Raw genomic sequence first — 25,516 nt, forward strand, 5'->3', positions numbered from 1 at the left:
TCAGGAAATAACAGAACAATCCAGCAAAGAACCCAGCTGTTTTTGTCATTATTTTGAAATTCAGGCGATGCATCACCTACCAAGACCTGGCATTCATTTCAGAAAGACAGAATAATATTGATGGCTAACAAAGCATTTTTTCTGGATAAAGCCCCATAAACACTTGGAGTGCCGGGCTATATCGGCCAAATCGTAGTATTTTGCGACGGCCTGCCTCCAAAAAGCGGGCAGCCTGATAAATCAACTCCTGCATGACGGTTTTTATTCTTCTCCTTGCTGCCTGATGACGAACAGGTGACTGCGGCCCCAGCAAACAAGATTGCCCCATGTAACGCAGCATATTATAAGTTAATGCGCCCAGACACATTACTAAATCATTAGTATCGAACTTTCCAGAAGGAAGCCTTTCCAGATCCATATCGGTTTTTAATTCACTGTGAAATTGCTCACTGGTGGCGTGATTCTCATACAGCAGAATAACGTCGTTATCGCTGTATTCTTCTTCATTCAATGTTGTCCACCAACCTTCCAGCTCGTAGTCTGGAGTTAGAAACATCTGACCAACGGCATCTGACGTTCGTCTGACCATTTTGATAATCAGTCGCTGATGACCATAGTGAGCTTCATGGTTAATAGTCAAAGTCGCATAGTGCTTACCTGCTCGTAGCTCATGCCACTCTACCTTCGCTGCTTCAAACTTAGGTAGCCAGGCCTTGGAGGTGTACTGTTGGCGAGGATTCAATTTAATTATGTGGTCAACGTTAGCATGTTGAGCAACGGCCATGCGGGTATCTTCAGCATCGTGAGCACTATCGAGCCGAAGCAATATCGGCTGTTGCGTTATACGACGTACTCTCTGTAAAACGGCACCCAGGAATGGGATGAAATCATTTTGCGAGTGTTGCGAACCTGGTCGCAACTCACACCCCATGCACCAGCCTTCTTGCCCAAGGTAAGCCATAATGGGGGAGTAGCCGAAAAAGTGTTTATATGTCCAACTCACTCCTTCTTTCTTGGAGTTGCTATTGTCTTGAGGCGTGACATCCATATCTAATGGTATATGCTGTTGGCGATCAAGTTCTTTTGGAAGTGGTGTAAGCGGAGCATCAAGTTCTATAAGCAACTCAGCAAGACTTTCCTCAATCAGCGGAATAAGCTGGGTAGCATCTTCATTAAAGCGCTGGCGCAATCGACTGGCAGATGGCATCTGTTTTATTCCCATGCATTGCTGGAACCAATCGTCATGGCGAAGGGTGTCAATGGCGTCAAAGTCATTTTTGCCGAGGGCCAGCAAGCCAACATAAGCACGCACTAAATCAATATTGGCGATTCCATGTCGCTTCTTAATCTTACGGAGTGATTTTTTGAGGGATGTTTTTTTATTGAGGGCGTGACCAATAAAGGCAAGGCCAGCAAATGGTGTATAGAATTCCGTATCAGACTGCTCAAAATGGAGTTCCACAAAAATTCACCTATTCAGTGAAAAAACGAGTAGGTCGTATTTTAGCCTACACCCCTTTCGGTGGATGGCTTTAAGGCTTTTTTATTGCTGATGAAGTCACGGATTCAGGAATTCGATCAGAAGTATGAATCATTTGGGTTACCATTTTTATGATTTGGATTTAGGTGATTCACCTTCTCTCCAAATCGGTAACCCATTCTCTTTTTTAAGAAGAAATGTCAGATCAGATCTGAACTAATACAGCTAAGTATTAATGTCTGAGGAATTGATTAACAGCTTTCTCATCAGGTATTAAATAAGGGGAAAGGGTTCAATGTTGCTCTGAAGTCAACCATAAAACAATTATTGAACGTCAGAGCGAACAAGACCATAAACATATTGATCAAAGTATTCCTCTCCTTTGAAAATATGTTTTCTAAATACTCCTTCAAGCTGGAATCCGCACTTTTCAAGTACTTTCCCAGAGCCTTGATTGTGCTCTACAACATCAGCATAGATCCGAACCATACCGAGTTCTTCCATTGCGTACTGGGTCACTCTACTAAGAGCATGAGTCATAACACCTTTGCCCCAGTGTGATTCAGACAACCAGTAGCCAATCTCGGCTGTAAAGCGATGGACATCCAGCTGAATAACAAAGCCTATCTCACCAATGGCTTCTCCTTCGTGATCAATCACAAAACGAGTATCGGCTTCATTTTCCTTTACATGCTGAATCCACGCCCTGGCGTGTTCAATGGTATAGGGGTGAGGAAAACTGTCCCTAAGATTTTTGGCTACATTCAAATTGTTGCCATGACGTGAAAGCGATGGCGCATCACCATACAAAAAGCTTCTTACACAATATCCATTGCCGAGATTAAAGCGCATATCTATTGCCTGACATGAAATTCATCAGATATTCAATCGGCAAGATGCTGTGTGGCTGAAGTTATCTCGTCAGGTCGTGCGACGGTTGTTTTAACTTCCAGTTTAAGACTGAGAAGATCCAGGAGCGATTGAAAGACCTACCAAAATGTTTTTGTAAGTAAAAATAAGGAATGAACTTTCGAATTACGCAGTCTCTTGATCTCTTTTTTGTCCAGGAGAACACTCAAAGCATTTTTCACACCTGCTTAAACTGGCAGTAGAACCTGATTTTACCAGCAAGGATCAAGAGGCTGAGGCTGCAGAAAATACGCCATTAATGCCTTTCGTTCTGTCACCATTGGAGTCGATGGAAAGCTCATTAGAGGAAGCTTTTTGAATCTGCTTTCCACATTTCATCAACGTGTTCGATCAAATACCAAATGGAGTCATACCTCTGGAATGAGGCATCTAGAGGATTTGAAAGGCAAAGACATCATATTCATCAGACAGAGCCTTCCATGGGTTTCACTTAAGCGATGAGTTCTTGAGTATCAGAACGATTACTGCCCTTTTTTCATTTTATCCAGGACTGCATCTACTACAGCTCTTGCTTCATCCTGGGCATCAGGCATGGTCTCAGGATTCAAATCTGGGGCTACCCGCCACTCAATGACGCGTTTGGCAAGTTTACGGGCTAATACACCCACCACGTCGTCGAGATACTTTTCATCCATCATGGGTAAGTGCATAAACCTCAGGTGCACAAGGAGTTGCTCAGGCTTTCCCTCCTCTTTCATATGGATGGCAAAATCGCCTTCGTCTGTTGTGCTCTGACTGATGGTCAATGTGAAGTGCTGGCCACTCATAACATTCTCCAAACATAACTATTCCAGTTGTCGGCGAAGCTATGGAGGGCTTTAAGGTATGAACCCTCGGTTTTTACACAGATTGGAAATAACAGTCCATGATCTATAGAACAACTTCCATTTCGCTCTCTAGAAACCAATTATCTACACTGAACTATGGTTGTGGGCGATATATACAAGAATAGACTCTATCGTCCGCCAGAATGATCACTCCAGGGAGAGAACAATGATCACCAACAATGATGCTGAACCCGTCCAACCTTCCAACCGTGGACAAGTGGACCCAACTCAGCCTGTACAGCAGATTGATGCAGCGGAAGCAGAGCGATTTTCCGACCTGAAAAAACAAGCCGAAATGAAAAACACTGAGTCTGATGAAGTAGAAGATGGTTTAATTAGCCCTGAAGAGCTTCAGAGACAAATCAGAGAGAATCTCTTCAAGAACGGCTTTAACAAAGCGATGGAAAAAGCTCGCGAAATTTCTAAAGAGCTCAAGCAAGGCTGATCAAAAGTATTGGTTGTCACATCATTGACAAAAATTAGTCCATATAGCTCTTTTTATTTCTTTTTATTATAAATCTACTGATTTAAATAAATTATAATTAGATAAATGACTTACGTGCGAGAAGAGGTCTATGTATTAGGCTGACCAATTTGGCATGTATTCTTACCTGGGTCCCCAGGAAAGGCTCAGATCTAATTGTCATACAGGGAGCAGTAAGGTTTATGACAGGAACGTCTAGCAATGTTGTACCGCTACCGAGTTCTGCAAAACTCTCTCAGATAGGCGAAATCAACACCGCTTTCATCAATTTTTTCCAAAAATTGGTTATCCCACCTATCGATGACATCCTGACCGATTTGATTAAACATGTCATTGAGCTCTCAGAATCCGGCAAAAATAATGCTCAAATAATGCAGTTTATGGAAGCCCGACAAATCCTAGAGAGATCAAAAAGTGAGATCATAAAGCTCTTTGAGCAAGAATCACTGAAACATTTTCATCAACTTGAAGAAGAAGACAATCCCCCCCCCTCATTTTCAATGAGCGATCTATCACTCATTGAAAATGGAGATCTTGAGAAAAAGCTGGCTTGGCAACACGCTGCCAACCAGTTGAGCATGAATGACAACCTTCAACACTTCAATAACATCCAAAGCAGACTGACAGGGTTAATAAACTTAGAGCCTGATAGAAATCCTCTGGGAGCTCAAAAGATTTGTGAAAGCTTTGCTAGTGCACTTGCCCCCGCTCCTCTGGATGCAGACTTAATTCAAGAGCTTTTGCTGCAGTTTGCTCTTAAAATCAAACCTTCAGTCATTAAACTATGGATTGAAGTAGACGACCACCTTGAATCTATTGGACTTGAAGTCAATAAAACAACAACCAGAATTGCAGATATACCCGAAGATCAGCCTTTCTCTGAATCAGAACACATTCAAGCTATAACAGAAACCCATGGCAGAGATTCTGCCCTCCCTCCCCTTAACAACACTTCTATACCATCAAACGAACCTTCACAGGTATGGAATGAAGCCTTTATGGATGAACTGGCAAACAAGCTGGTATCCAGAGTTGAAGGGCTTCTACACAGCCCTTCTTCTGAATCATCCAATGGTACGGTTAGTAGTGACGCGAGAATTTTTGCCAGCATAGAACTGGCCAGTACACTGACGATGATACAAGATGAACTATCAGGCCAACATGCCTGTATTTTCAATCTGGCAGAATCCATTAAAAGCGCGTTAAGAGATAAAGGCGTAAAACAAAAACTCTCTCCCAGACACAGTGACCTTATCAACATGGTTGGAATGCTCTTCGAGTTTATTCTTGATGACCATGAATTACCCGATGAAGTCAAAAAGCTAATTGGATTACTTCAAATCCCTGTTTTAAAACTGACCTTATTGGAAGAAGATTTTCTAACGGATCGCCATCATGCAGCAAGAGAATTACTGAATGATATGACTTCTGCTGGCATGCATACGACTCTCCACCCAGAAACAGAACAACCTGTTATCGAGCTGATTGAAGAAACAGTCAAATACATTATCAAGCACTTCATTCAGAATCCTGACATATTCTCCAGCTGCCATAAAACATTCAACGAAAAACTTCACAAAATCAGAGAGTCATTAGAACAGACTCAAGTACAGATAGTGCATACTCAACCTGATCCGGATGAACCTTCAGACGAAACCAATACGGAAGAGACTGCTCTGGAAAACAAAGCAGAAAATGAATTCCGATCAATCATCACCGAACTTGTTTCCAGACACCAATACACAGTGCCAGATAGTATAGAAAAAATGGTTCACGAAGCCTGGCCTGAAGTCATCGAGCAAATCGACAAGAACTCTGCTTCAGAAATATCCCAGTGGTTCGATGTCATCAACACGCTCGACATTATGCTATGGAACCTCCAGCCCGAAAATCGTAACTCTGTCCCAGCAGAAGACTGGCTCATACTCAAGAATATGCTGCTCGATTATTTAAACGAGAGTGGTCATAACCCTTTCATAGTCGTTGAGTGGATGCATGCTCTGAACACCCTGATTTCAATGCCCATTGAGTTCCCGCGAGAAGCAGAGGTTATTACCGTATCACCAGAAAGTTCAATAACAGAAAATGAACAAAAAGAACCCGATATGGAAGAGATCATACTTCAGAGCCAACGTGTGGATAAACAGACTCATGACTCAGATTTTCTTATGTCCGAGGCTATTGATGTCATTTCAGAAGAGTACGAAACGATCGAAAAAAGGGCTCCAAATGTTCACGCCGATGTTCAAATAAGTGTAGGTCAATGGGTTGAATTCATAGGCAAACAGGACCAGCACTTTCGCTGTAAACTGTCTTCCATCAATGCGGCCAGTAATCGTTTTATCTTCGTTAACAGCTCTGGAATGAAAGTAGCTGAGATGTCCGGCTATGAACTCAAATTAGGAATAGAAAATGAGCGTATTCGTATTATCGAAGATACTCAATTCTTCGATAAAGCTCTACATGCGGTCATGGACAAATTCCTGAAGTTTTAACATCAGTCGACGACACATTATTTGAAGAGACATCTGAAACACATCCTAATTAACCACGACACAAAGGAGGTATCCATTGATCGACCTTGGGAACCTGCAACAGTTAACAGAAGGTGATGCGCCTTTGATGAAAACCCTTCTGGATGAGTTTCTCAACACGACAGAGGAAGATCTCAAGTGTTTGGACACCGCCGTGGAGCATGAAAAGAGCAGTGAAATTGCCAGCTTGGCGCACCGAATTAAAGGATCTTCCATGATAGTGGGAGCCAGTCAGCTTATTCAGCTGACGACTGAGCTGGAAGAAGCCGGTAAACAAGCTGAAAATGATAAATTCAGTGCTTTACTCTCCGATATCAGAAAATGTTACAACGGTGTTTCTGAAGCAATCAGGAACCTATAAATGTGTGACAGGTGCAGTACTCAAACCAGAAAGCCCCTGCAGTACAATCTCTACAGCCAATGCCCCAAGAATCATTCCCATCACTCTGATCAATATTGCAGAGCCACTGTCCCCTAACCATTTATGGATGGTATTGGCGGCGAGTAGCAAAAGATAGGTAATCAACAGAACACTGAGTAGTACAATACTGGTCAGAGCCTGATCTTCAATACCATATCGACGATTATCGGTTAATACCACGACTGCGGTCAGCGCTCCAGGACTAGCCATAGATGGTATTGCCAGAGGAAAAACGGCGATATCGTGCCCTGGCTCAGCTCGATCATGGGAGTGAGAAACATCCTCTCCAAATATCATTTTCAAACCAAATAGAAATAGAATGATGCCTCCTGCAATCTGGAAAGACACCAATCTAATCCCCATGGCAGACATTAGAAACTGGCCTACGACAATAAATATCAACAGAATAGCGCCACTGTAGAGGCTGGCTCTCAAAGCGATATGATTCCTGTCTCTGGCAGAATAACCCCCGGTAATCGACAAAAAAAGCAGTAACGTCCCTATAGGGTCAATGACCGCGAAGAGAAGTACAAAGTCATGAATGATCTGTTGCATATACCCAATGCCTGTATCAGGCGGTTAGCGCATCTAATATGACTAAATATCGGGAAAAGTAGTCATTTATGGAGGTTTGATGGTAGCCATTAATCCGGTACAGTACGCCTCTTAACCCATAAACAGAACAACTGGAATGAGTCTGACGTCCACCCCAATACCAACACCCTCTCCCCAGAGCCTTGCTGAAGACCTGGCCAGGTGTGCCCGGGGGGAACAAAAAGCCTTAAAACATCTATATCAGCTGACTTCGGCGAAACTATATGCCGTGATCCTGCGTATATTGAAAGACAGAGAGCTTTCTGAAGATTGTCTTCAGCAGGCTTTTGTCAAGATCTGGCAGGCATCGTCCAGCTATAACAGCAGTAAGGCTGCTCCCATGACCTGGATGAACACTATTGCCAGGAATCAGGCACTGGACCATTTGCGGAAACTGAACAGAGAACCCCAGATGGAAACGGAAACGCTTGACCTGCAAATTGACCAAGGTTCAAGCCAAGAACAAATGGCAACTGATAGACAGAATAGTCAGGAAGTTCACCGTTGTCTGAAAACTTTGAATGATAACCAGAGGCGCTGTCTGGAACTCAGCTATTTTGACGGAATGACTCATCAGAGTCTTTCAGATCAGCTGGAAGTTCCCATTGGAACAGTGAAAACATGGATCCGACGTGGACTGATGAGGTTGAAGGAATGCATGACCGCTTAGATCTAGGCAATCCTGATGAAAGAAATCAGGCTGCAGCAGACTATGTGCTCGGCTTGCTGACGTCAGAAGAAAAGGCTCGATTTGAAGCATTAATGGCCGTGAGCCACGATGCTCAACGTGAAGTGGAAGAGTGGCGAGCACATCTGGATGTACTAAACAATGCACTCCCTCCAATCGAGCCTCCAAAGCACGTCTGGAAAAACATTGAGAAAGCTACTAACAGCAAAGAATCATTCTGGAGCAGTTTGAAATTCTGGCAAGGATCCGCTTTTGCATCTGTTGCCCTGACTCTGATGGTAGTGTTGGCTAATTTCCAAATGTCCAATCCTGCAACAATGGAATACGTCTACGTTGTCAATAATCAGGAAAAAAATCCCGGATGGATTCTTAATGCTTCTCTGAACAGTAAAAAACTGGTCATGGAAACTGTACAGCCTGATTCTATTCCTGTCGGGAAAGCCTGTGAACTCTGGCTGGTCGTCGATGGTGTTGAGCCCGTTTCTCTAGGTATGCTGCCTGACTCAGGTACTAAAGAAATGACTATACCCAAAGGCTGGGAAGACAAACTTTCCAAGGCAAAAATTATTGTCACGCTGGAAGATCAAAAAGGCGCTCCCAATGGCTGGGATATGGGACCCGTTCTCGACAAAGGAGACTGGAGCTCTCGAACTTACTAGCTTATTGCTTCCGGGCACTGTTTGAAAAAGCAGTGCCTACCCTTCCAGCAACTCCCACATTTTCTGATCTCTTTCATAAGTCCATATCTCTGGATACGGTATTTCAGAAACCTCGTCAAAAGCTCTGCTTACATTAAACGGCATACAGTGCTCATAGATTACCCAATCACCATAATCCTGATCCATCTTCTTTCGAATGTAACGATAGACAGCAGATAACCCCATTTTCTGATCAACGGCTTCGGTGGCGTAAAACATTAACCTTGAGACGTAGCGTCGAGTCGACTCAATGGCCAATTGGGCTGACTCACTACTCTTCAAGACACCTCCTCTACCTGGTACCAGCCTTTCAGGATCAAGATCAGCCAAAGTAGATAAAGTGACAGGCCATTGGTGAAGATAGGCATCACCACAATAAGGAGTAGCTCCATTTTCCACCAGATCTCCTGCAAACAGTACTCTCTCATCAGGAATCCAGAGTATTGTATCTCCTCCTGTATGACCCGCTCCGGGATGAATTACCTCCACCCTGCGCCCTCCCAGGTCAATCTTCAGGGACTCTTCAAACAGAATATCCGGATAGGTCAATCCTGAGATACGCTCTGCCCCCTGAAACAATCTGGGAAACCGCCTGAGCTCAGATTCCATATCCTGAGCGCCCCGCTCACTGATTAGCTGGTCTGTCGCAAGACTCGCAACAACTCTGGCTTTTGAAAAAGCAGATGCCCCCAGTGTTCGAACGGCGTGATAATGACTCAACACGACATAATGGACAGGCAAAGAAGTGATATCTCTGATCGCTGAGAGTACATTTTCGGCCAACCCCGGAGTGGCCTGAGCATCAAAGACCAGCACACTCTTCTCGCCCACAACAACTCCGGTATTTGGATCACCTTCCGCTGTAAAAGCGTATATCCCTTCAGCAATGGCTTCAAAGGTCACTGTTTTAGCATTGATATCAGCAGAGGAAGCAAAAGGAGTTGGCATGGATTTCAGCCCCAAAATATGAAGATTGCCTGATTCAAAGGAAGTTTAGCCCTTTCATGAAGCCTTGAGAGAGAAATACTGGAAGCCAAAACGGGAGCAATAGATAAACCAAAGCTTTAAGAGTTAATCTGTCCCTGCTCAGAGCTGAGACAGATTCTGAAATATTATAAACCATGGGTTACCAGGGAATCACGGCACCATCATAGTTAAAAAACTGCCCTGTATTTTCCGGCCCAAGCGCCTCAAGCACGTTAATCAGTCCCTTTACAGAGGTCTTGGTATCAATCAAGGCATTGGGCCCACCCATATCCGTCTGAACCCAACCAGGATGACAGATGGCCACACTGACGCCTTTGCCCGACAGATCTAGTGCCAAGCTCTTACCAACAGCATTTAATGCAGCTTTTGTGGAACGATAAATATAACTTCCTCCACTGGAGTTATCAGCAATACTGCCCATTTTGCTGGTCATTAACACAACCTTTGCGCCTTGAGGCATCAAATCAACCAGCTCCTGCACCAATAACAAAGGCGCAATAGTGTTGACCTCCATAACCTTGTGCCACTCTTCAGACTCAACGTCGCCAAAATTCAATCTGTGACCATATATGCCCGCATTGTTGACCAGAATATCGATCTGATCTCCCTGCAGCGTATACTTCAGATTCATTCTTTGTGTTGGGTTAGTGACATCCAGAGGTACCGTTTCCAGTTTTTGGCTGTTCTGCTGCTTTAACTTCAGTAAATCTTCTGCCGATTCGGGGGCCCGACAACAGGCATAGACTTTGTAACCTTTTTCCAAAAACTGCTTGCAATACTCCAGTCCCAGTCCTCGGTTTGCTCCGGTTACCACCACGTTTTTAGTCATTGCTTAACTCCTTATAAAGACGGTCAAGACGAGCCAGATACTCAGATCGGTGCACATCCTCAAGAAAACTGGCATTGAAACTATTGCGCATTAATTGATAAATAGTTTGATTATCAAGCCCCAGCCCTTGCTGTGCAGCATGGAAGTTATCGTTGATATAACCGCCAAAATAGGATGGATCGTCAGAGTTGACCGTGACACAGAGCCCTTTATCCAACATCTGCTTCAGATTATGCTCCGACATACGGCTAAATACACACAGCTTGATGTTTGAAAGGGGGCATACTGTCAGAGGGATTTTGTTCTCAACCAGATACTGAACCAGGCTCTCATCCTCCAGACATCGAACACCGTGATCGACCCTGAACACTTTCAGCTCATTCAAAGCGCCCCAAATGTAATCTGCCGGACCTTCTTCTCCAGCGTGAGCAACGGTCTTCAGGCCCGCCTGCCTGGCCTTGTCAAAAACTTCAGTAAACTTTTCGGGAGGATGCCCTAGCTCTGATGAATCTAACCCTACGCCTACCATCCTTTGATGCCAGGGCTTAGATATTTCAAAAGTATCCAGCGCTGCCTCAGCACTTAAGTGACGAAGAAAACACATTATAATATGGCTGCTGATGCCTAGCTGTTTTCTACCATCCTGCAAAGCTGCATCGATCCCCTCAAATACAATACCAAACTGAACACCTCGATCTGTATGAGTCTGAGGATCAAAGAAAATCTCGGTATGAACCACATTGTCCTTTTTACACCGCTCAAGGTATGCCCAAGTTAAGTCATAAAAATCCTGCTCTGTCTGAAGGACCTGTGCACCGGCATAATAGATATCAAGAAAGGATTGCAGATTAGAAAACTGATACGCTTTTTTGACCTCGTCAACACTTTTATAAGGCAGGCTGATTTGATTCCTTTCGGCCAGAGAAAACATCAATTCGGGTTCCAAAGTGCCTTCTATATGCAGATGAAGTTCTGCTTTGGGTAAAGAATCAATCATAGAGAAACCTGCCTGTTCATCTGCATTTAAAGAAAGCTCAGGAATTCATTGTTGAATGAATACTGCATTTTCACCACAAAAAGAGCTATTCTTTCAGAAGATACTCATTATTCTGCCCTGCCTGCAAATCAGGCAGCGATATCAGATACTTTCGCTTTCAAGTGATCTTATCTGGCAAGAAAACCATGGAATGGTACTATGTCAAAGATTGATGGCTCAGGACAATCAGTTCCTCACACTCAGTTTGAATCTACCAAACCGCCTGCCAATGAAGGTCCTTCTGATTCAGCACAACAGAAAAAGTATCTTTCTACAGAGAAGCCTCTGTCAGGACCACGAAAGAAGTCGATTCTTTCTCGGGGCGTCAAGCTACCTCCCTCAGAAGGAAAGCTGCAACCAGCAGATTTGGGTATGATGCTGAAGTTCTTTGGAGATGGCGATTTAGTCGGTGCTCAAAAATCGATGGAACGTTTCATCACTGACTTGAATCAACTCGACAAACTAATCTCCACCTTGCCAAAAAACCAGTCAGAAAATGCCAAAAAACTGTTAGCAGCCCACGCAGGGCAACTCACCGCTGCAGATATCGTCAATACACTGATTGACCCTGAAGTCTCATTGGAAGAACAGTTTGAACAGATCAGTGGCTACATGAGCCAGTTGGGAACATCAGAAAGTCCAGTCAGAATTATTGCCAGAATCAGGGCAGATGAATACCTCAGTGACAGTGGATTAGGGCAAGAACTACTTCCAGATATGGCCAAACGCATGGAACAAGAATGTCTATTCACTTTAAGTCAACAGGCCAACACGCTCGGGTTAAAACTTCAGGAAGGAGAGTTAACTTTTGATCAGCAAAAAGTATTAGCTCAGCAGCTTCGAGAAATGCACATCGAAATGTCGGCCTTTAAAAGCCAGTAAAGTTGAGTGTCCCGTCCTGAAATATGTCTCCAAGTTGTCAACTTATTTCAGAACGGGACGGGACACAGCCAATAAAAAAGCCGTCAGACAAAATCTGACGGCTTTTTTTGTTCCAGACTTTTATTCAATCAGAACAGTACCAGAATTATGGTAATGACACTCAAAACCAGCGTCGCCCCATAAAAGAGTACTTTCAGCCCTGCTCCAGGATGAAAGCCCAGATCATGCAGACCGTGGTAAATCCGATGGATACAGGCCCAATATGACGGAACCAAAGCCACCAGAAGAATAAGCTGTCCAAACAGATTATTCAGGAAGAAACCTGACATTCTTTCATAGGACAGCGCTTCTGCAGGAATCACACCCAGTGATACGGCTAGCACGACCAGTATCATGGCTGGAAAGAAGAAGGCTATCGTTGTACCACCGGCTCCGAACAAACTCCACAGCAGTGGCTCAATGTGTCTTTTCTGACTCATGACCTTCTCCTTAAAACCACACTGCAGCTGCAAGAACAATGGCAGAAACAGCTGCCAAGCCTGCATACATCAGTTTGTTGACCACATTATCAGCGACCATCTTACGAATTTGCTGAGGCAAGACCCTTGGTGTCATATCAAAATAAGTAACTGCATGAAAGAGGGTCATCCCCAGAGTCACGACAGTGAACAAAATCATCAGAGGGTTTGCTTGAAATGATAACCATCCCTGCCAAGCGTCCTCACCCCGAGACAACTGAAGAATACCAAAGAACAGGTTGATGCAGTAAAGTGCATCAAACACACAGGTGGCTTCCCTGATCATATAAGTACGGTAAAAAGGATGATCCATATACCAGGTGCGTTTCATGGGGCGCACATAGGGACGACGACTCATCACTTACCTCCTTTACGCGGCATCAGGAAGGACAAAGCCCAGTCCTGAGCACCCTGCAGCTTGTTCTGATTGATAGCAGCGGCTGGATCCACATTCTTCGGACAGACTTCAGAACAGTAACCCACAAAGGTACAGGACCAGACACCGTTCTTGCCCTGAATCACTTCGGTACGCTCATCATAACCGTCATCCCGAGTATCCAGATTATAACGGTGGCCCAATGCAATAACTGCGGGACCTGTGAACAATGGATTAATACCCATCTGAGGGCAGGCGGAATAGCAAAGCATACAGTTGATGCAGCTGGAAAACTGTTTATACAGACTCAGTTCTTTTGGAGTCTGCTTGGTCACACCTTCTTCAACTGGCTTTTCCATAGCATTAATGATGTAAGGTTTTACAGACTCCAGCTTATTAATGAAGTCTTCTGCATCCACCACCAGATCACGCTCAATAGGGAAGTTTGCCAGAGGCTCCACTTTGATGGTGCCTTTGTAATCTCTCAAAAAGGTTTCACAGCCCAGCTTTGGAGTACCGTTGATAACCATGCCACAACTGCCACAAACAGCCATACGGCAAGACCAACGATAGGCCAGGGTAGAGTCTAACTCATCCTTAATATATTCAAGGGCATCCAGCATGGACCATTCTTCAAGGTAGGGTACCTCAAACTTGCCATAACTGGGCTTTTCATCGCTTTCCGGGTTATACCTCAGAATTTCGATGTTAATCATCTTGTCACTCATATCCTGACCTCCCGTCACTTCTTCTCAGCCGCTGCGCCATAAACACGCTCTTCTGGCTCATAACGAGTAATATTGACGTCCTGATATTCCATACGGGGAGCTGCGTCGCCGTTGTAGTAAGCTAGAGAGTGCTTAAGGAAGTTCTCATCGTCACGCTTTTCAAAACCATCAATCCGCTGATGAGCACCTCGAGATTCCTTACGCTCTAAAGCACCTACAGCCATGGTTTCAGCTACAGCCAGCGAGCTTTGCAATTCAAAAGCCTGTAACAGCTCAGTATTGAAAGCTTTACTGCGATCTTCTACTTGTACGTTACGGAAGCGGTCACGCAATTCAGCGATTTTATCAACACCTTCTTGCATCTCTTCGCCGATTCGATAAATGCCAAAGCAACGCTCCATAGTTTTTGCCATTTCATGGCGAATATGGGAAGCCTTCTCAGTACCCTTGGCATTGCGAAGATTTTCAATGCTGGCAAGATGTATCTTTGCCTGATCCAGTAGTTTACTCTCATCAGACATGACAGCCTGTTGAGCGAATTCAGCCGCTTTCTCTCCAACGAGAGCACCAAATACGACCGTTTCTGCCAGAGAGTTAGAACCCAATCGATTGGCACCGTGCATACCAACACTGGCGCACTCACCGGCAGCAAAAAGGCCTGGGATATCAGACGCACAGTTTATATCGGTACGGATGCCTCCCATGGTGTAGTGAACAGCTGGACGAACAGGCACAGGCTGATGAACCGGATCAACCCCCACATAGTTTTTCGCCAGTGAGCAGATCAGAGGTAAACGCTCCATCAGTTTCTTTTCACCCAGATGTCGCAAATCCAGCAGTACAGCATCCCCCAAAGGGGTTTCGATCGTGTTGCCTTTACGCTGCTCATTCCAGAAAGCCTGAGAGAGCTTGTCACGAGGGCCCAATTCCATGTACTTATTCTTTGGCTCACCAACAGGGGTTTCTGGCCCCAGACCATAATCCTGCAGATAACGGTAACCATGTTTATTGAGCAGAATGCCGCCTTCACCACGACAACCTTCAGTCATCAAGATGCCTGAACCTGGTAAACCGGTTGGGTGATATTGTACAAACTCCATATCTCTCAGAGGTGCACCCGCACGCATCGCCATACCATGACCATCGCCGGTAACAATGGCACCATTCGTGTTGAAGCGGAATACACGACCTGAACCGCCTGTTGCCAGTATCACTGTTTTGGCCAGGAATACTTTTGGCTCGCCAGTCTTAACCTCAATCGCCACAACACCTTGTGCACGACCATCTTCAACAATCAGATCAGTCGCAAAGTATTCGTCAAAACGCTCAATAGAAGGATATTTGACAGATGTCTGGTAAAGAGTATGTAGCATATGAAAGCCAGATTTGTCGGCAGCAAACCAGGTTCTTTCGATCTTCATGCCACCAAACGGACGGACATTGACATCACCGTCGGGCTTACGGCTCCAAGGACATCCCCAGTGCTCCAGGCGAATCATTTCTTCAGTCGAGTGCTGAACAAAGTAATCGACGGCATCCTGATCGCAGAGCCAGTCACCACCTGAAACAGTATCTTTGAAGTGATTATCAAAAGAGTCATGATCCTGAATAACACCAGCTGAGCCCCCTTCTGCCGCCACAGTATGGCTGCGCATTGGGTAAACTTTTGAAAGCAGTGCGATTTTCAGATTTGGGTCTTTTTCTGCAACAGCTATAGCTGCACGAAGGCCAGTACCACCAGCACCTACAATTGCAACATCGGCCTTAATGACCTGCATTATGCCAACCTCTACTGAAGGTCCGGTCTTTCAGCCTGACAGCAGCCTTCTGCAAAACCGGACAGAGTTAAGTGAAATCGTTTGAAAGGAAACCTATTGGGTAATGTCTGGATACTGTCTATCTATAAGGAAGGGTTCCCATTATTCACATAAACAGCCATAAGCGACTGAGGCTATTTCTCGTCATATTTCACAACAAAGAAATATTTACAACAAATAGCCAGTATAGCCTTATTCAAAGCTCTACTTATTTATGCTGGAACAGTGGTCAGCCAAACCCATTAATAAGTTAATGAGTCCAATGTACCCACATCAAACATGTGAAGCAATCACGTCAAATATCACAGATATGAGTATTTTGCGCACCCCTGCTCAGAGGTAGAAAAACACCACTTTTGAATCATTGTCATTCAAGCTAAAAGCTCTATAGAAATCATGATTTGAGTAAAAATAACCAAGCATCCAAAGAAAAAACATAAAATAAGACTGAACTTTCCACCTGGAGCCCGATAGTTTTCAGACTGATGTTTTTTAACTATTCTTAACTTACCCACAATCAGAACAGGTAAAAGAATAGCCAGTATGGCCAAGGCAACCGATGCATAACCTAAAGCCACGATGAACCCTTCGGGGTAGCACAAAGCAAAAATAACAGGAGGAATAAAGGTAACAAATGCTGTTTGTAAGCGCCCAAACCAGTTATTTTTTCTCTGTAGAAGACTCGCCAGATAGTCGAACAACCCCAGAGACACCCCCAGAAAAGAAGTCAGCAAAGCCAAGTCTGAGAATACATGCAGAAACAATTTCAGCTGATTCCCAGCCACGACATCAGAAAGTTCTCTGACCAGACCTCCTGCAGATTCACCACTCTCAGACAGTTGAATGAAAGCCTGATCAGATAGCACTCCTGTCGCTACAAGAAGCCATAAGATATAGACAGCCAAAGGGACGACAGCCCCCAAAATCAGTACTGTGCCTATTCGGCGAGTGTCAGATTTAAGATAAAGAATTATGCTGGGAATGCTTCCATGAAACCCGAATGAAGTGAAAATAACGGGGATAGCTACCAAAGCAGGCTCCCAATGGATGGGGTGATAAACCAGATTTTGTTCATCAACTGCTGGAAACAGAGTAATCAGTGCTGCAGCAAAAGCCAGCATCATAACAGAGAATAAGAGCCGGCTAAGCAGATCAACTGACCTTGTACTGAAGTAAACAAAAGCCCCAGAAAACACGGTAAAAATAATCACGCACACTTGTGGGCTAGCCATAGTTGAATGGCCAAAATACTGAAAAACCAAAGAGCCGCCACCTGCCAGATAAGCCGCCATCAGAGAATAAAACAGTAGCAAGGGAGAAAGAATAGCAAAAAGTCGCCCCCACCTTCCCAGAACCCTTACTGCCATTGTATAAAGACTGCAACCAGGCTCAACTAACAAGTTAGCTTCAAGAGTAATCAATGCTGCCAACACAACCACCAGAAAATTTATGAACAGCAACCCCATCATCGCCCAAAATCCAACCTGAGCAGAAACCAGAGGCAGAGCCAGCATCCCAGCCCCAATCGCTGTACCAGAAAGAATAAAAACACTCCCCAAACGCCTGGATTGATTGAGCTCAATCATGACTACCTCAGCTTTCTGATTGTTTAGATTCATGCTGCTACAGCCCATACTGCATAGTGTTGCAAAACACATAGCCTGATTTTAAAGGTATACAGTTTTATAGCTCAGGACTGAGAAGAGTTGAGTATAGAAGGTTATAGTTTTAAATGAGGGTTCAGATTATTTGGGTTCATCAAACATGGAGTGATCATTGCTGATGTTGTTCACAGCTTCAGAATTAATTCGTTCAAATCGCTTTTGCAACGCTTTGATCTGCAAGTCAACACTGGCGTCGACAACACCGATATCACTCTCCATGATGCAGTCACCTGTGGATAGCCTCTGATCTGGAACAAGATCAATGAAACCAACTCCCTTGTATTCTGCAAGAATTTCGTTGAGTCTGGCTTTGACCATCTTAAACTGACTGGGAGGAATACGAATCGTCACCTGCTTTTCATTTCTGACATGCTGCAGTGCATTTTTTACCAGGTTTACCGCGAGCTCTTCCTGATCAAACTCACCAATAATTTTTTTGACGCCGGACATTAAAATATCAGCCAGCGCTTTCTCGACGTCTGAGAGATAATTGATAGTTCGGCTGACCACTTTGAGCATTTGATCAGCCTGATCAATTTTGCTTTCTGCAACCCCCTCTTCATAGCCTCGTTGCTTTTCCTTCTCATAAGCCTGACGAGACTGCTCCAGGATCTCTCTGGCATGCTCTCTGGCCTTCCTGATAATGTCTTCAGACTCAAGATAATCAGCATAGTCTTGTGATTTTAGGACTTTCGCTGACGGGTCGATAGTCAGCTGTCCAGAAGTCAGACGAACAGGTGACGCCATTCTCGATTCACCTCTTTATGTGTTTTAACGACTAATGTCTTACACTGATCAATATCAAGATCTGACTTTTCTGAATTCTGGATATAATCACGAAAAGAGGCAGGAAGCTTGAGCTCCAGCCTTTTCAAAAAGGCTGGAGAACTTTTGGAGAAAGCTCTTCCTAAAACCTGAAAGCCAGATTGTAAAAGATAATTTCTAAAACTATCCAAATGATCCCAGTCAATTAAAAAACTAGGCCCCAGATCACTGCCTATTCGACTGAAAAACTGAGCTTTTTTGACTGCAAATCGAAAAGCTTCCTCACCAAGAACTTGCTCCAGCAAGAACCGCTCCTGTTTTCTGATGGTATTTCTTATAATACTTTCATTAAGAATAATGCCCAGATACAACGCTAATTTGAGAATCGCATCTTCATTGGCAAGTACAACGCGCTTATATTTTTCAGCGAAATCATAATCATAGTCATTAGCCAAACCAAACTCTTTTAATAAAAAGTGAGATAGATGGTAGTCCGCATTACCTGCTTGCCTCAACTGCCTGACTAATGGAGATAATTTAATCGTCTTCAGCCAACTGTGATGAATAAAACGTACAAGATAAAGATTAAACTCAGCAACAGACTGAAACAGTTCTATTTGTGAATCGCCGTGAAGCTGTGGTTGCTCTGCGTTCATTCAGACTTCCTGATCTTTTTCTTTCCTTTCTTCATGAACATCATCCAATACAATCCACCACAGCCGGCAAGAGCCATGATCAGGAGAAAAACAAGCCCATATACGACGCCCCTCAGAGCACCTGCGGATGAAGGATTCACCTTAACAAACATTACAGAGTCCATTTTGGGAGCGGCATTTCCCCCTTGATTTATCCGGGTTGCAGGAAAGAGGGAAACAGTAATTTTATCAAGAGACAGGCCTTCAATACTGTTGGATACCAGCGTTTTCACTTTTGGAATAAAGCCCGCCAGCTCCAACTCAGGCGTGTACTTGATGAACACTGATGCTGATGAAGGATAATTGACATCACTGAGAGAATCCTGCTCCTGAGGCAAAACAACATGCACTCTTGCCGTTATGACCCCATCAATCATGGATAATGTCGAGGAAAGTTCTTGGGACATCGAATAGGTATAACGAGCTCTCTCTTCAGTGGGCGAAGAGATCAAACCGTCTTTAGGGAAAATATCACCAATTGAGGAGTACTTTTCCTTGGGATAACCAAATCCACGGAGCAACTTAATAGATCTTGAGACATCATCAGAGGGCACCATAAGGGTGACCATCTTTTCTTTGTTGAGAAGTTTTTCTGCAGGTATGCCCCCATCCAGCAGGATAGCCAGCATGTCATTACCTTCCTTTTCAGAAAGGCCTGAATAGAGCTCAACTTGACACCCGGACAACAGAAAGCTGAAGCAGATAACCCCCAGGTATTTCAGAGTACGGTGCACAGTTCCCTTGCTCATGAACGGACAACTCCGGCTGTAATTCTGGATCAAAAGTAACCAGCCAGCTGTGCACCTGCTTCAGGACTCCTTCAGGAATTACTGATTTCGCAGTAGAGTATCAAACGTCTGTGTACTCTTACTGACGATCTTCCCTATGTAGTCCTCGGTGACCATTAGGTTGGTCATGGCCATCTGGGTCTTAAACATGTTTTGCATGGTCATGGTTTCACCAGGCTGCAGGTTGGAAACAACATTTTCCTTACCTGCTTCAACATGCTCTCTTAATCCCTGCATACCTCTGAGAATTTTGTCTCCCAGGGTCAGGGCCTCCCCTTCTGACTGCTCAACTGCTGAAGCAGCTTCTAGTGCTTGCTGCCCATCAGCGTCTCCTGAAAGCAAACTACCAAATTTTTCTGCTGCATCTGCGTCCACCTTCTCTGGAACAGCAAACGTTTCGGCAGATTCAAGCGCTTTCTCTGTCAGGCCTTCGGAGTTGATTATATTTTCGGCCATATAACAGACCTCTTGAGTTGGTCAAAGTTTTCAGTAGGTATATACCTGCTGCCCTATGCAATCTTAAGCAGCCGCAAGCTGCTCAGATTGTCTTATTAATGTTTCGATAACACTTTCTACTGTAGGTCTGGAAAACTGCTCATTATTCAAATAAATCAACCAGACCAACTCTTCTTCTCCCTTCAACCCCACTTGCAGTGGCAACAAAAGAGACTGTGTGTAATGACATTTTCTTAGAGCATGAACAAGACTTTTAGATGCATCAAATCTAGACAGCTCCTGAACCATATAGATAAGAACCCCCTCTTCCTGCGTCTCAAGATACAGTGTTCTCTCTGATTCAAATTCAATACTGATGACACCCGACACACCAAAACTGAGTCCTTCAATACCCATACCCCGGCCAATATCCGAAACGACTTCATCTCGCCAATCCATAGTCTGCTTCCCTCATGCTAGCCCCCTTTTGAAGGCACACCCTGCCTATTATCACCCGATGCTCCCTGCACTCCTTTAACAGGTGCAAGAAGAGGCTTAACAAACTCCTCTATCTTCTGTGCAAATTCAGATAAGCGCGGATCGATTGATTTTAATTTAAGTATTTCAGCCAGAAGTTTCTCCAGTTCAGGCTTATTACCTGACAATGTTCTGACATCCTTAAATGCCATCGTCAGGTCTTCGTACGTATCATCCGGTAAATCACCCATAAATTTAGCGATGATTTAATCGGCCGCTCCCGGCTTGGGAGTGACTTCAGCAGCCTCTAAACTCAGATTGGGCTCAACTGTGGATTTTATGCTGGCTGACGCTTCACTTGTTGTTAATTCAACCTGAGATTCTTTCCTGGTCAATGCATCACTGGATGTCTGCTTGACTTGAGGAACAGAGACTGCAGCCCCCTTCACAGGCTGCTCCATAGACGTCTCTTCCTTCTCTGAAACAACAAAGGGTGTTTCAACCTTTTTAATCGACGGTAAATCAAGAGAAGCTGTCACCTCACCAAGGAAACTATCATCCAACTCGGCATCCAAAGCAGCATCTTCCATAGCCTCCGACTCTTCTTCTTCAATTTTATTGTCCAGACTATCTGTAGCCGCAGACAACATATTCAGCTTGGTCTCATCATTAGTAAATACTTCTTCTGGAATAGATCGGACAATATCCACAACCGATGTCAGAGCAAAAATGTGAGCTTCCAATCTTTCCAGGTTCATTTTTAATGGCAGCTGTTCAAAATCAGACTCAGTGACCCATTGCTGATCGATGAGGTCCAGCATCTCTCCCATCAACACAAGTCGCGCTATTTTTTCTTCAGGGAACGTTCTTTCCAGCCTTTCTTCTGCCTCACAACAGGCATCATGCACACCTGACTGTATTTTCAGGCCTTTCATATCATCAATAATGACTTTCAATCTCACGGGGGAAGTAGAATGAGTCACGCAATTTAAATCGGTCGCCAGGAGGTCAAGCTGTCCCTGAATGGCACCTTCCAGATTGTCTACACCATAGGTTTCAACCAGATAATGATAGGTTTTCTTAAGTGAACCATCATCTCGAACATGATCCAGCTTACCCATTGAGTCAATGAGCCCGGCATAGCTTTCACGGACAGTGCGAACATCAACATCAAAGCCCATTTCCTCGATCATCTGAGCTGCCGACTCAGAAATATTCAAGCCGGCCTGAATCAATGTGGGATTATTTTCTCTGAGTCTTTGCTGAGCCGTTCGAATTTGATTGGCTTTCTCTTCATCACCCTGCTCTTCAAAATATTCGGCGGCAAAATCAAGCGCAGCAAATTGCTCAAGCACATCATCCGAAAATTCCTGTGCCTGCTTAAGAACCTGATTCAGATTAAGATTGGGCTGATTATTGAAGTTATTAACCAGGTCTTTGAACGCCTGGGTTTCCTGAATAGCCTGAATTTTCCTGATGCGTTCAAGAAGCTTGTCGGAAAGCTCTGAACCAGTGGAGAGTTTTCTGTCTTTTAGTTTGGTTTGTTTGAAGCGGTCTGCGACCATTGAGAGTTCTTCTGCACTGTCTAGCAGTGCAGAAGCGGCATCAGACCTGACCTGAACCGTCTGCCCAGCAACCTTGCCTTTGGCTCCCTGGTTGCCTGCAATGTTCTGGTTACTCTCCAGAAACGATGGCGTTGATGCACCACCAGCCCTGTCGAGTGGAATAGTCATTTCATGCCTCCTGCATGCAGTAAGCGGTAATATTTACCCCACTGCTGAAGTATTTCTATCTAACCACGCGTAGTCGTTTTCAGTGTCTCGAACCAGGTACGAATGATTTCGTCCATCTTACTCTGAACAGTTTTAACCATATCCTGATGCATCTGCATCCACTCAGATTCACTTTGAGCTGCATTGTCATGTGTTTTCTGGAAAGCTTCATGCTCTTTCTGACGGGTCTGATGCTCTGATGCCTGATAGTTGAGGCCTGCAGAAATAATGTCACCCATGCCAGAAACCATCTGAGACGCTTGAGTAGCTTGCTGCATCTTCACAGAAGACTGTGCAGCTGAACCACCACCCATTGAACCACCAATAGCCACAGCACCTGCGGCCACCTTCATGGTACCGCTCGCAACACCAGCAGCCAGAGTATAAATAGCCGCTTTTCTCATCTCGCCAGCCTGATTCAGAATCTCCTGCTTAGCCGCATCGTATTCAATCGCCCGGGTTTCCCGTGCGGTTCTTCGCCCTTGAACCCCCATTTCATGTAGAAGCTCGAGCACAGTGAATATATCCACTAACTGTTGAAGAACCCTGTCCCCAATTGGGCTGCCTGTTGATAACACATTGGCGGCCTGAGCCATTTGCTGCAATTGTGCCAGTTGATGAGAATCCGTTGATTGCGCAAGTTTACCTTGAGCTTTCAGAGCCTGAGAGTCTGCAGTAGCCAAAAGAATATCTGCCTCTGAATCACTGAACCCCATTTGCTTTAAAAGTTCTTTTTGCTGCTCAGTACCAAATGTTTGCCCATTCAGAAGAGCCGTTAAACGCTCTGCCTGAGCATTACTGAACCCCTGAGATACCAGAGAGGATTTTGCAGTACCAGATCCTGACTGATGGGTAGAAGCAAGAGAATTTCCTTCATCATCCGGATCCGCCAGAGAAAGCAGTGCGTCAACCTGGTTTTCACTAAACCCCATAGATTTAAGAGCATCTTTCTTACCCTGTAATGCTGCCTGGCCATCATGCATAGAAGCTAATGAATTTCCTGCATCATCAGGGTCTGTCAGAGACAACAGGGCATCCAGCTGGCTCTGGCTGAATCCCATTCCGGCAAGAACACTTCTCTTTCCTTCCGCACTACCAAGGTTATGACCATGAAGATTACTTAGAAGACTTGCACCACCTTTTAAAAGGTCAGCGTTTCTCTGTAATTGTTTCTGCTGATCCGGGTTCAGATTCCCACTGCGCAGGCTTTTCGCTAACTCCTGGGTATTTTCCAGAGAGGACTTCGTCATCTTACTAATGTCATTAACATCCGTACTGGCTGATTCAAGATGTGTTGGCTTGACATCATCTGGCTGATCAAGAACTGGCGCCCTGTTTTGCTGCCCTTTCAGTACTTCTGCATTTTTGGATTCTCTGGAATACCGGAGGTTTTCACCATCGAGATCTCCACGACCCACTTCATCCAGAGAGCCTGCGCCAGACAAACCTGCAGCCTGAGAGCCATAATTGACTGGTGTATTCTGCGTCGAGCCTGTTTGTCCTACCTGTGACATAACCTACCTCCTTGAGACTCAGGCACGCAGATTGCGCGCAAGTGTTGTCTTGGTTTCATGATTCGCTTTAATAATACTGGCTGCTACTGAGTACCCCTGTTGAAGCTCCTCAATAGCCTTCTCGATAGCTTCCATAGCATCGTCAATAAATTGCTGAATTCTTGCCATTTCAGCTTTTTCTTCAAGCGTTTCTGCCCTGAGTGTATCGGCCTGATAGTTGTAGACCGATGTCCCTATCTCAGCACCACCAGATGCCACTTGAGAAGCACCACCAATGAGCTGAGCAAGCTTGGCCAGCTTGGTCATAATCGTTGCCGCCTTGGCGGCTGATGAGGCGGTTGTTGCAGCCGTATTGGCTCCTGTTGCAGTGACTGTGGCAGCTGTACTTGTACCTGTGGCTGTGCCTGATGTAGCAGAACTGGCAGTACTGGCTGCCGCCCCACCGGCACCGGCAAAACCACCCGCTACGGCTGCACCGGCAGACAGAGCAATCATAACCACAGCCCAGAACACCATAGCCGCTATGCGAGCATTCTTTTTGTCATCCCCAGCGAAGCTGTCAAAAATTTTCATCATGAAATTGTTCGTTTCAGATGAAATAATCATGGTTACCATTACAGCCATAGCAGCCACCATTAAACTCACAGCGACTACGGTTAACACACCGCCAGTAAAAATAATCCCTACTGCTGCCACAATGACTGTGGCTACTGCCATCAGTGCCAAAGCGATATAACCGAATATTTTGCCAACCAACTGACTCTTTTTAGCCTTGTCCAGTTTTTCAATAGAGTCCTTGATTTTTTGAATAATATTGCTACTACGTTGCTCGGCAGCAACCTGACCAATCTTGATGCTCTCCTGATCGAATCGAAGTCGTTCATTCTGTAGCTTGGACTGAATCTGAACCAGCATTGTGGTTGCCGAATCTATATCGAGAGGCTTCTCAGCATTTAAAGCAGCTTTAGTAAATGCTTCGATATCTCGATTGAGCTCAACTTTTAAGTCATCGGGAATTTCAGTAATTGCAGAGAACCTGATCATTACATCTTCGAAGGTATCGAATAGCTGGTTGAGTTTGCCATCACCACCAGCGTCCATGCTTTTCACTCTGGCACTGGTTGAAAGCATGGCTGAGAGAGAACTTTCTGGATCGTTAGGGTCAGCTAATGCCAACATGCCATCTATCTGGGATTTGCTAAATCCCACGCCTTCCAGCTCAGCACGTCTTCCTTCCAGATTGGCTGTCTGTTTTCTGATAGGAATACCTTTCTGTTCCTGAACAGTTTCTGCGGCTGATTTAGGTGTTTGTTTCTGAGACTGCTCTTTCTCATAATGCTTGAGTACTTCATTAGTGACCTTATCAGACTCAGCATCAGGCGCAGGAGCCTCTAAAACCGGAGCAGAAACCTGAGGTTTTGAAGCTTCCTCACCCTGAGTTCGTGAGTAGCTGTTATGGTTACTAAAACCTCTCTGAACTGGAGACTCATCATTATCAACAGCATCAAAAGATGCTTGATTGACATTCCCAGACTGTTCTGTGGAAACAGGCCTCTGACCGATTGAAGACATCCTTG

27 protein-coding genes are annotated in these 25,516 nt (G+C 44.7%); 6 read left to right on the forward strand and 21 right to left on the reverse strand.

What is annotated here, in order from left to right; genetic code table 11:
* Positions 1 to 124: 124 nt before the first annotated feature.
* The 3 genes from GZ78_RS01970 to GZ78_RS01980 all read right to left on the reverse strand — a co-directional run bounded on the left by GZ78_RS01970 (position 125) and on the right by GZ78_RS01980 (position 3,177).
* Positions 125 to 1,462, reverse strand: a complete 1,338-nt coding sequence (locus GZ78_RS01970; RefSeq protein WP_034831824.1) for an IS1380 family transposase — start codon at positions 1,460 to 1,462, stop codon at positions 125 to 127.
* Between the two features lie 342 nt (positions 1,463 to 1,804).
* Positions 1,805 to 2,332 carry a GNAT family N-acetyltransferase gene (locus tag GZ78_RS01975; protein ID WP_034832356.1) on the reverse strand — a complete coding sequence of 176 codons (528 nt, stop codon included), beginning with the start codon at positions 2,330 to 2,332 and terminating at the stop codon, positions 1,805 to 1,807.
* A 539-nt stretch (positions 2,333 to 2,871) separates the two neighbouring features.
* Complete coding sequence (locus GZ78_RS01980; RefSeq protein ID WP_034832358.1) at positions 2,872 to 3,177, reverse strand: hypothetical protein; 306 nt, start codon at positions 3,175 to 3,177, stop codon at positions 2,872 to 2,874.
* Between the two features lie 226 nt (positions 3,178 to 3,403).
* Between GZ78_RS01980 and GZ78_RS01985 the strand changes: the two genes are divergently transcribed.
* The 3 genes from GZ78_RS01985 (at position 3,404) to GZ78_RS01995 (ending at position 6,616) form a co-directional block, all read left to right on the forward strand.
* Positions 3,404 to 3,682 carry a hypothetical protein gene (locus tag GZ78_RS01985; protein ID WP_034832359.1) on the forward strand — a complete coding sequence of 93 codons (279 nt, stop codon included), beginning with the start codon at positions 3,404 to 3,406 and terminating at the stop codon, positions 3,680 to 3,682.
* A 221-nt stretch (positions 3,683 to 3,903) separates the two neighbouring features.
* Complete coding sequence (locus GZ78_RS01990) at positions 3,904 to 6,216, forward strand: DUF1631 family protein (protein ID WP_034832361.1); 2,313 nt, start codon at positions 3,904 to 3,906, stop codon at positions 6,214 to 6,216.
* Between the two features lie 76 nt (positions 6,217 to 6,292).
* A complete protein-coding gene (locus GZ78_RS01995; protein ID WP_034832362.1) occupies positions 6,293 to 6,616 on the forward strand; it encodes an Hpt domain-containing protein in 324 nt (107 codons plus the stop codon).
* Here GZ78_RS01995 and GZ78_RS02000 read toward each other — a convergent pair.
* Positions 6,611 to 7,231, reverse strand: a complete 621-nt coding sequence (locus tag GZ78_RS02000) for a MarC family protein (RefSeq protein WP_034832366.1) — start codon at positions 7,229 to 7,231, stop codon at positions 6,611 to 6,613. The two genes, GZ78_RS01995 and GZ78_RS02000, sit on opposite strands and share 6 nt — an antisense overlap.
* A gap of 136 nt (positions 7,232 to 7,367) precedes the next feature.
* Here GZ78_RS02000 and GZ78_RS02005 point away from each other — a divergent pair, with 136 nt between their 5' ends.
* Positions 7,368 to 7,940, forward strand: coding sequence for an RNA polymerase sigma factor (locus GZ78_RS02005; RefSeq protein WP_051785734.1), 573 nt, complete (start codon positions 7,368 to 7,370; stop codon positions 7,938 to 7,940).
* Complete coding sequence (locus tag GZ78_RS02010) at positions 7,925 to 8,617, forward strand: anti-sigma factor (protein ID WP_034832368.1); 693 nt, start codon at positions 7,925 to 7,927, stop codon at positions 8,615 to 8,617. Before GZ78_RS02005 ends, GZ78_RS02010 begins: the two co-directional genes overlap by 16 nt.
* Positions 8,618 to 8,653: 36 nt before the next feature.
* On the opposite strand, the gene GZ78_RS02015 is transcribed toward GZ78_RS02010, so the two are convergent.
* From GZ78_RS02015 to GZ78_RS02025, 3 genes are all read right to left on the reverse strand, one after another.
* Positions 8,654 to 9,604 (reverse strand): MBL fold metallo-hydrolase, encoded by a 951-nt coding sequence (locus tag GZ78_RS02015; RefSeq protein ID WP_034832369.1) that lies wholly within the window; start codon positions 9,602 to 9,604, stop codon positions 8,654 to 8,656.
* A gap of 178 nt (positions 9,605 to 9,782) precedes the next feature.
* Entirely contained in the window at positions 9,783 to 10,472 is a 690-nt protein-coding gene (locus GZ78_RS02020) for an SDR family oxidoreductase (protein ID WP_034832371.1), read from the reverse strand.
* On the reverse strand, positions 10,465 to 11,469 hold the full coding sequence (locus tag GZ78_RS02025) for an adenosine deaminase (protein WP_034832373.1): 1,005 nt from the start codon (positions 11,467 to 11,469) through the stop codon (positions 10,465 to 10,467). The genes GZ78_RS02020 and GZ78_RS02025 overlap by 8 nt, the downstream gene beginning before the upstream one ends.
* Before the next feature lie 198 nt (positions 11,470 to 11,667).
* Here GZ78_RS02025 and GZ78_RS02030 point away from each other — a divergent pair, with 198 nt between their 5' ends.
* On the forward strand, positions 11,668 to 12,390 hold the full coding sequence (locus GZ78_RS02030) for a hypothetical protein (protein ID WP_034832374.1): 723 nt from the start codon (positions 11,668 to 11,670) through the stop codon (positions 12,388 to 12,390).
* 128 nt (positions 12,391 to 12,518) lie between these two features.
* Here GZ78_RS02030 and frdD read toward each other — a convergent pair whose 3' ends face one another.
* The 14 genes from frdD to sctE all read right to left on the reverse strand — a co-directional run bounded on the left by frdD (position 12,519) and on the right by sctE (position 25,511).
* A complete protein-coding gene (frdD, locus tag GZ78_RS02035; RefSeq protein WP_034832376.1) occupies positions 12,519 to 12,869 on the reverse strand; it encodes a fumarate reductase subunit FrdD in 351 nt (116 codons plus the stop codon).
* Positions 12,870 to 12,879: 10 nt separating this feature from the next.
* A complete protein-coding gene (locus tag GZ78_RS02040) occupies positions 12,880 to 13,266 on the reverse strand; it encodes a fumarate reductase subunit C (protein ID WP_051785735.1) in 387 nt (128 codons plus the stop codon).
* Positions 13,266 to 14,012: a succinate dehydrogenase/fumarate reductase iron-sulfur subunit gene (locus GZ78_RS02045; RefSeq protein ID WP_034834006.1), complete on the reverse strand. Its 747-nt coding sequence runs from the start codon at positions 14,010 to 14,012 to the stop codon at positions 13,266 to 13,268. The genes GZ78_RS02040 and GZ78_RS02045 overlap by 1 nt, the downstream gene beginning before the upstream one ends.
* Before the next feature lie 14 nt (positions 14,013 to 14,026).
* Positions 14,027 to 15,790, reverse strand: coding sequence for a fumarate reductase (quinol) flavoprotein subunit (frdA, locus tag GZ78_RS02050; protein WP_034832379.1), 1,764 nt, complete (start codon positions 15,788 to 15,790; stop codon positions 14,027 to 14,029).
* Positions 15,791 to 16,200: 410 nt separating this feature from the next.
* Positions 16,201 to 17,448, reverse strand: a complete 1,248-nt coding sequence (locus tag GZ78_RS02055) for an aromatic amino acid transport family protein (RefSeq protein ID WP_161787286.1) — start codon at positions 17,446 to 17,448, stop codon at positions 16,201 to 16,203.
* A gap of 126 nt (positions 17,449 to 17,574) precedes the next feature.
* A complete protein-coding gene (locus tag GZ78_RS02060; protein ID WP_051785737.1) occupies positions 17,575 to 18,240 on the reverse strand; it encodes an HrpE/YscL family type III secretion apparatus protein in 666 nt (221 codons plus the stop codon).
* Positions 18,219 to 18,914 carry a SctK family type III secretion system sorting platform protein gene (locus tag GZ78_RS02065; protein WP_034832381.1) on the reverse strand — a complete coding sequence of 232 codons (696 nt, stop codon included), beginning with the start codon at positions 18,912 to 18,914 and terminating at the stop codon, positions 18,219 to 18,221. Before GZ78_RS02065 ends, GZ78_RS02060 begins: the two co-directional genes overlap by 22 nt.
* Entirely contained in the window at positions 18,911 to 19,702 is a 792-nt protein-coding gene (gene sctJ / locus GZ78_RS02070) for a type III secretion system inner membrane ring lipoprotein SctJ (protein ID WP_051785738.1), read from the reverse strand. Before sctJ ends, GZ78_RS02065 begins: the two co-directional genes overlap by 4 nt.
* 78 nt (positions 19,703 to 19,780) lie before the next feature.
* A complete protein-coding gene (locus tag GZ78_RS27080) occupies positions 19,781 to 20,197 on the reverse strand; it encodes an EscI/YscI/HrpB family type III secretion system inner rod protein (RefSeq protein WP_051785739.1) in 417 nt (138 codons plus the stop codon).
* 63 nt (positions 20,198 to 20,260) lie between these two features.
* A complete protein-coding gene (locus tag GZ78_RS02080; protein ID WP_034832384.1) occupies positions 20,261 to 20,635 on the reverse strand; it encodes a type III secretion system chaperone family protein in 375 nt (124 codons plus the stop codon).
* Positions 20,636 to 20,652: 17 nt separating this feature from the next.
* Entirely contained in the window at positions 20,653 to 20,904 is a 252-nt protein-coding gene (locus GZ78_RS02085; protein WP_034832386.1) for a hypothetical protein, read from the reverse strand.
* Positions 20,905 to 20,919: 15 nt separating this feature from the next.
* Positions 20,920 to 22,386, reverse strand: a complete 1,467-nt coding sequence (locus tag GZ78_RS02090) for a TyeA family type III secretion system gatekeeper subunit (protein ID WP_034832388.1) — start codon at positions 22,384 to 22,386, stop codon at positions 20,920 to 20,922.
* Positions 22,387 to 22,445: 59 nt separating this feature from the next.
* Entirely contained in the window at positions 22,446 to 23,939 is a 1,494-nt protein-coding gene (locus tag GZ78_RS02095) for a hypothetical protein (RefSeq protein ID WP_034832389.1), read from the reverse strand.
* A gap of 18 nt (positions 23,940 to 23,957) precedes the next feature.
* The gene (sctE, locus tag GZ78_RS02100) at positions 23,958 to 25,511 is read right to left on the reverse strand and encodes a type III secretion system translocon subunit SctE (protein ID WP_034832391.1); all 1,554 of its coding nucleotides are present in this window, start codon (positions 25,509 to 25,511) and stop codon (positions 23,958 to 23,960) included.
* Positions 25,512 to 25,516 lie beyond the last annotated feature (5 nt).

The organism is Endozoicomonas numazuensis (genome assembly GCF_000722635.1).
GTDB classification, from domain to species: Bacteria; Pseudomonadota; Gammaproteobacteria; order Pseudomonadales; family Endozoicomonadaceae; genus Endozoicomonas_A; species Endozoicomonas_A numazuensis.

What these genes read in the sequence shown, in the direction of transcription:
- frdD (WP_034832376.1), bottom strand. Translation starts at nt 12,869, where the DNA reads ATGAGTCAGAAAAGACACATTGAGCCACTGCTGTGGAGTTTGTTCGGA.
- sctJ (WP_051785738.1), bottom strand. Translation starts at nt 19,702, where the DNA reads ATGAGCAAGGGAACTGTGCACCGTACTCTGAAATACCTGGGGGTTATC.
- GZ78_RS02095 (WP_034832389.1), bottom strand. Translation starts at nt 23,939, where the DNA reads ATGTCACAGGTAGGACAAACAGGCTCGACGCAGAATACACCAGTCAAT.
- GZ78_RS02040 (WP_051785735.1), bottom strand. Translation starts at nt 13,266, where the DNA reads ATGAGTCGTCGTCCCTATGTGCGCCCCATGAAACGCACCTGGTATATG.
- GZ78_RS02060 (WP_051785737.1), bottom strand. Translation starts at nt 18,240, where the DNA reads ATGGCGTCACCTGTTCGTCTGACTTCTGGACAGCTGACTATCGACCCG.
- GZ78_RS02090 (WP_034832388.1), bottom strand. Translation starts at nt 22,386, where the DNA reads ATGACTATTCCACTCGACAGGGCTGGTGGTGCATCAACGCCATCGTTT.
- GZ78_RS02055 (WP_161787286.1), bottom strand. Translation starts at nt 17,448, where the DNA reads ATGAATCTAAACAATCAGAAAGCTGAGGTAGTCATGATTGAGCTCAAT.
- GZ78_RS02045 (WP_034834006.1), bottom strand. Translation starts at nt 14,012, where the DNA reads ATGAGTGACAAGATGATTAACATCGAAATTCTGAGGTATAACCCGGAA.
- GZ78_RS02065 (WP_034832381.1), bottom strand. Translation starts at nt 18,914, where the DNA reads ATGAACGCAGAGCAACCACAGCTTCACGGCGATTCACAAATAGAACTG.
- GZ78_RS27080 (WP_051785739.1), bottom strand. Translation starts at nt 20,197, where the DNA reads ATGGCCGAAAATATAATCAACTCCGAAGGCCTGACAGAGAAAGCGCTT.
- GZ78_RS02015 (WP_034832369.1), bottom strand. Translation starts at nt 9,604, where the DNA reads ATGCCAACTCCTTTTGCTTCCTCTGCTGATATCAATGCTAAAACAGTG.
- GZ78_RS01990 (WP_034832361.1), top strand. Translation starts at nt 3,904, where the DNA reads ATGACAGGAACGTCTAGCAATGTTGTACCGCTACCGAGTTCTGCAAAA.
- GZ78_RS02025 (WP_034832373.1), bottom strand. Translation starts at nt 11,469, where the DNA reads ATGATTGATTCTTTACCCAAAGCAGAACTTCATCTGCATATAGAAGGC.
- GZ78_RS01975 (WP_034832356.1), bottom strand. Translation starts at nt 2,332, where the DNA reads ATGCGCTTTAATCTCGGCAATGGATATTGTGTAAGAAGCTTTTTGTAT.
- GZ78_RS02005 (WP_051785734.1), top strand. Translation starts at nt 7,368, where the DNA reads ATGAGTCTGACGTCCACCCCAATACCAACACCCTCTCCCCAGAGCCTT.
- GZ78_RS02010 (WP_034832368.1), top strand. Translation starts at nt 7,925, where the DNA reads ATGCATGACCGCTTAGATCTAGGCAATCCTGATGAAAGAAATCAGGCT.
- GZ78_RS01985 (WP_034832359.1), top strand. Translation starts at nt 3,404, where the DNA reads ATGATCACCAACAATGATGCTGAACCCGTCCAACCTTCCAACCGTGGA.
- GZ78_RS02080 (WP_034832384.1), bottom strand. Translation starts at nt 20,635, where the DNA reads ATGGATTGGCGAGATGAAGTCGTTTCGGATATTGGCCGGGGTATGGGT.
- GZ78_RS02030 (WP_034832374.1), top strand. Translation starts at nt 11,668, where the DNA reads ATGTCAAAGATTGATGGCTCAGGACAATCAGTTCCTCACACTCAGTTT.
- sctE (WP_034832391.1), bottom strand. Translation starts at nt 25,511, where the DNA reads ATGTCTTCAATCGGTCAGAGGCCTGTTTCCACAGAACAGTCTGGGAAT.
- frdA (WP_034832379.1), bottom strand. Translation starts at nt 15,790, where the DNA reads ATGCAGGTCATTAAGGCCGATGTTGCAATTGTAGGTGCTGGTGGTACT.
- GZ78_RS02085 (WP_034832386.1), bottom strand. Translation starts at nt 20,904, where the DNA reads ATGGGTGATTTACCGGATGATACGTACGAAGACCTGACGATGGCATTT.
- GZ78_RS01980 (WP_034832358.1), bottom strand. Translation starts at nt 3,177, where the DNA reads ATGAGTGGCCAGCACTTCACATTGACCATCAGTCAGAGCACAACAGAC.
- GZ78_RS02000 (WP_034832366.1), bottom strand. Translation starts at nt 7,231, where the DNA reads ATGCAACAGATCATTCATGACTTTGTACTTCTCTTCGCGGTCATTGAC.
- GZ78_RS02020 (WP_034832371.1), bottom strand. Translation starts at nt 10,472, where the DNA reads ATGACTAAAAACGTGGTGGTAACCGGAGCAAACCGAGGACTGGGACTG.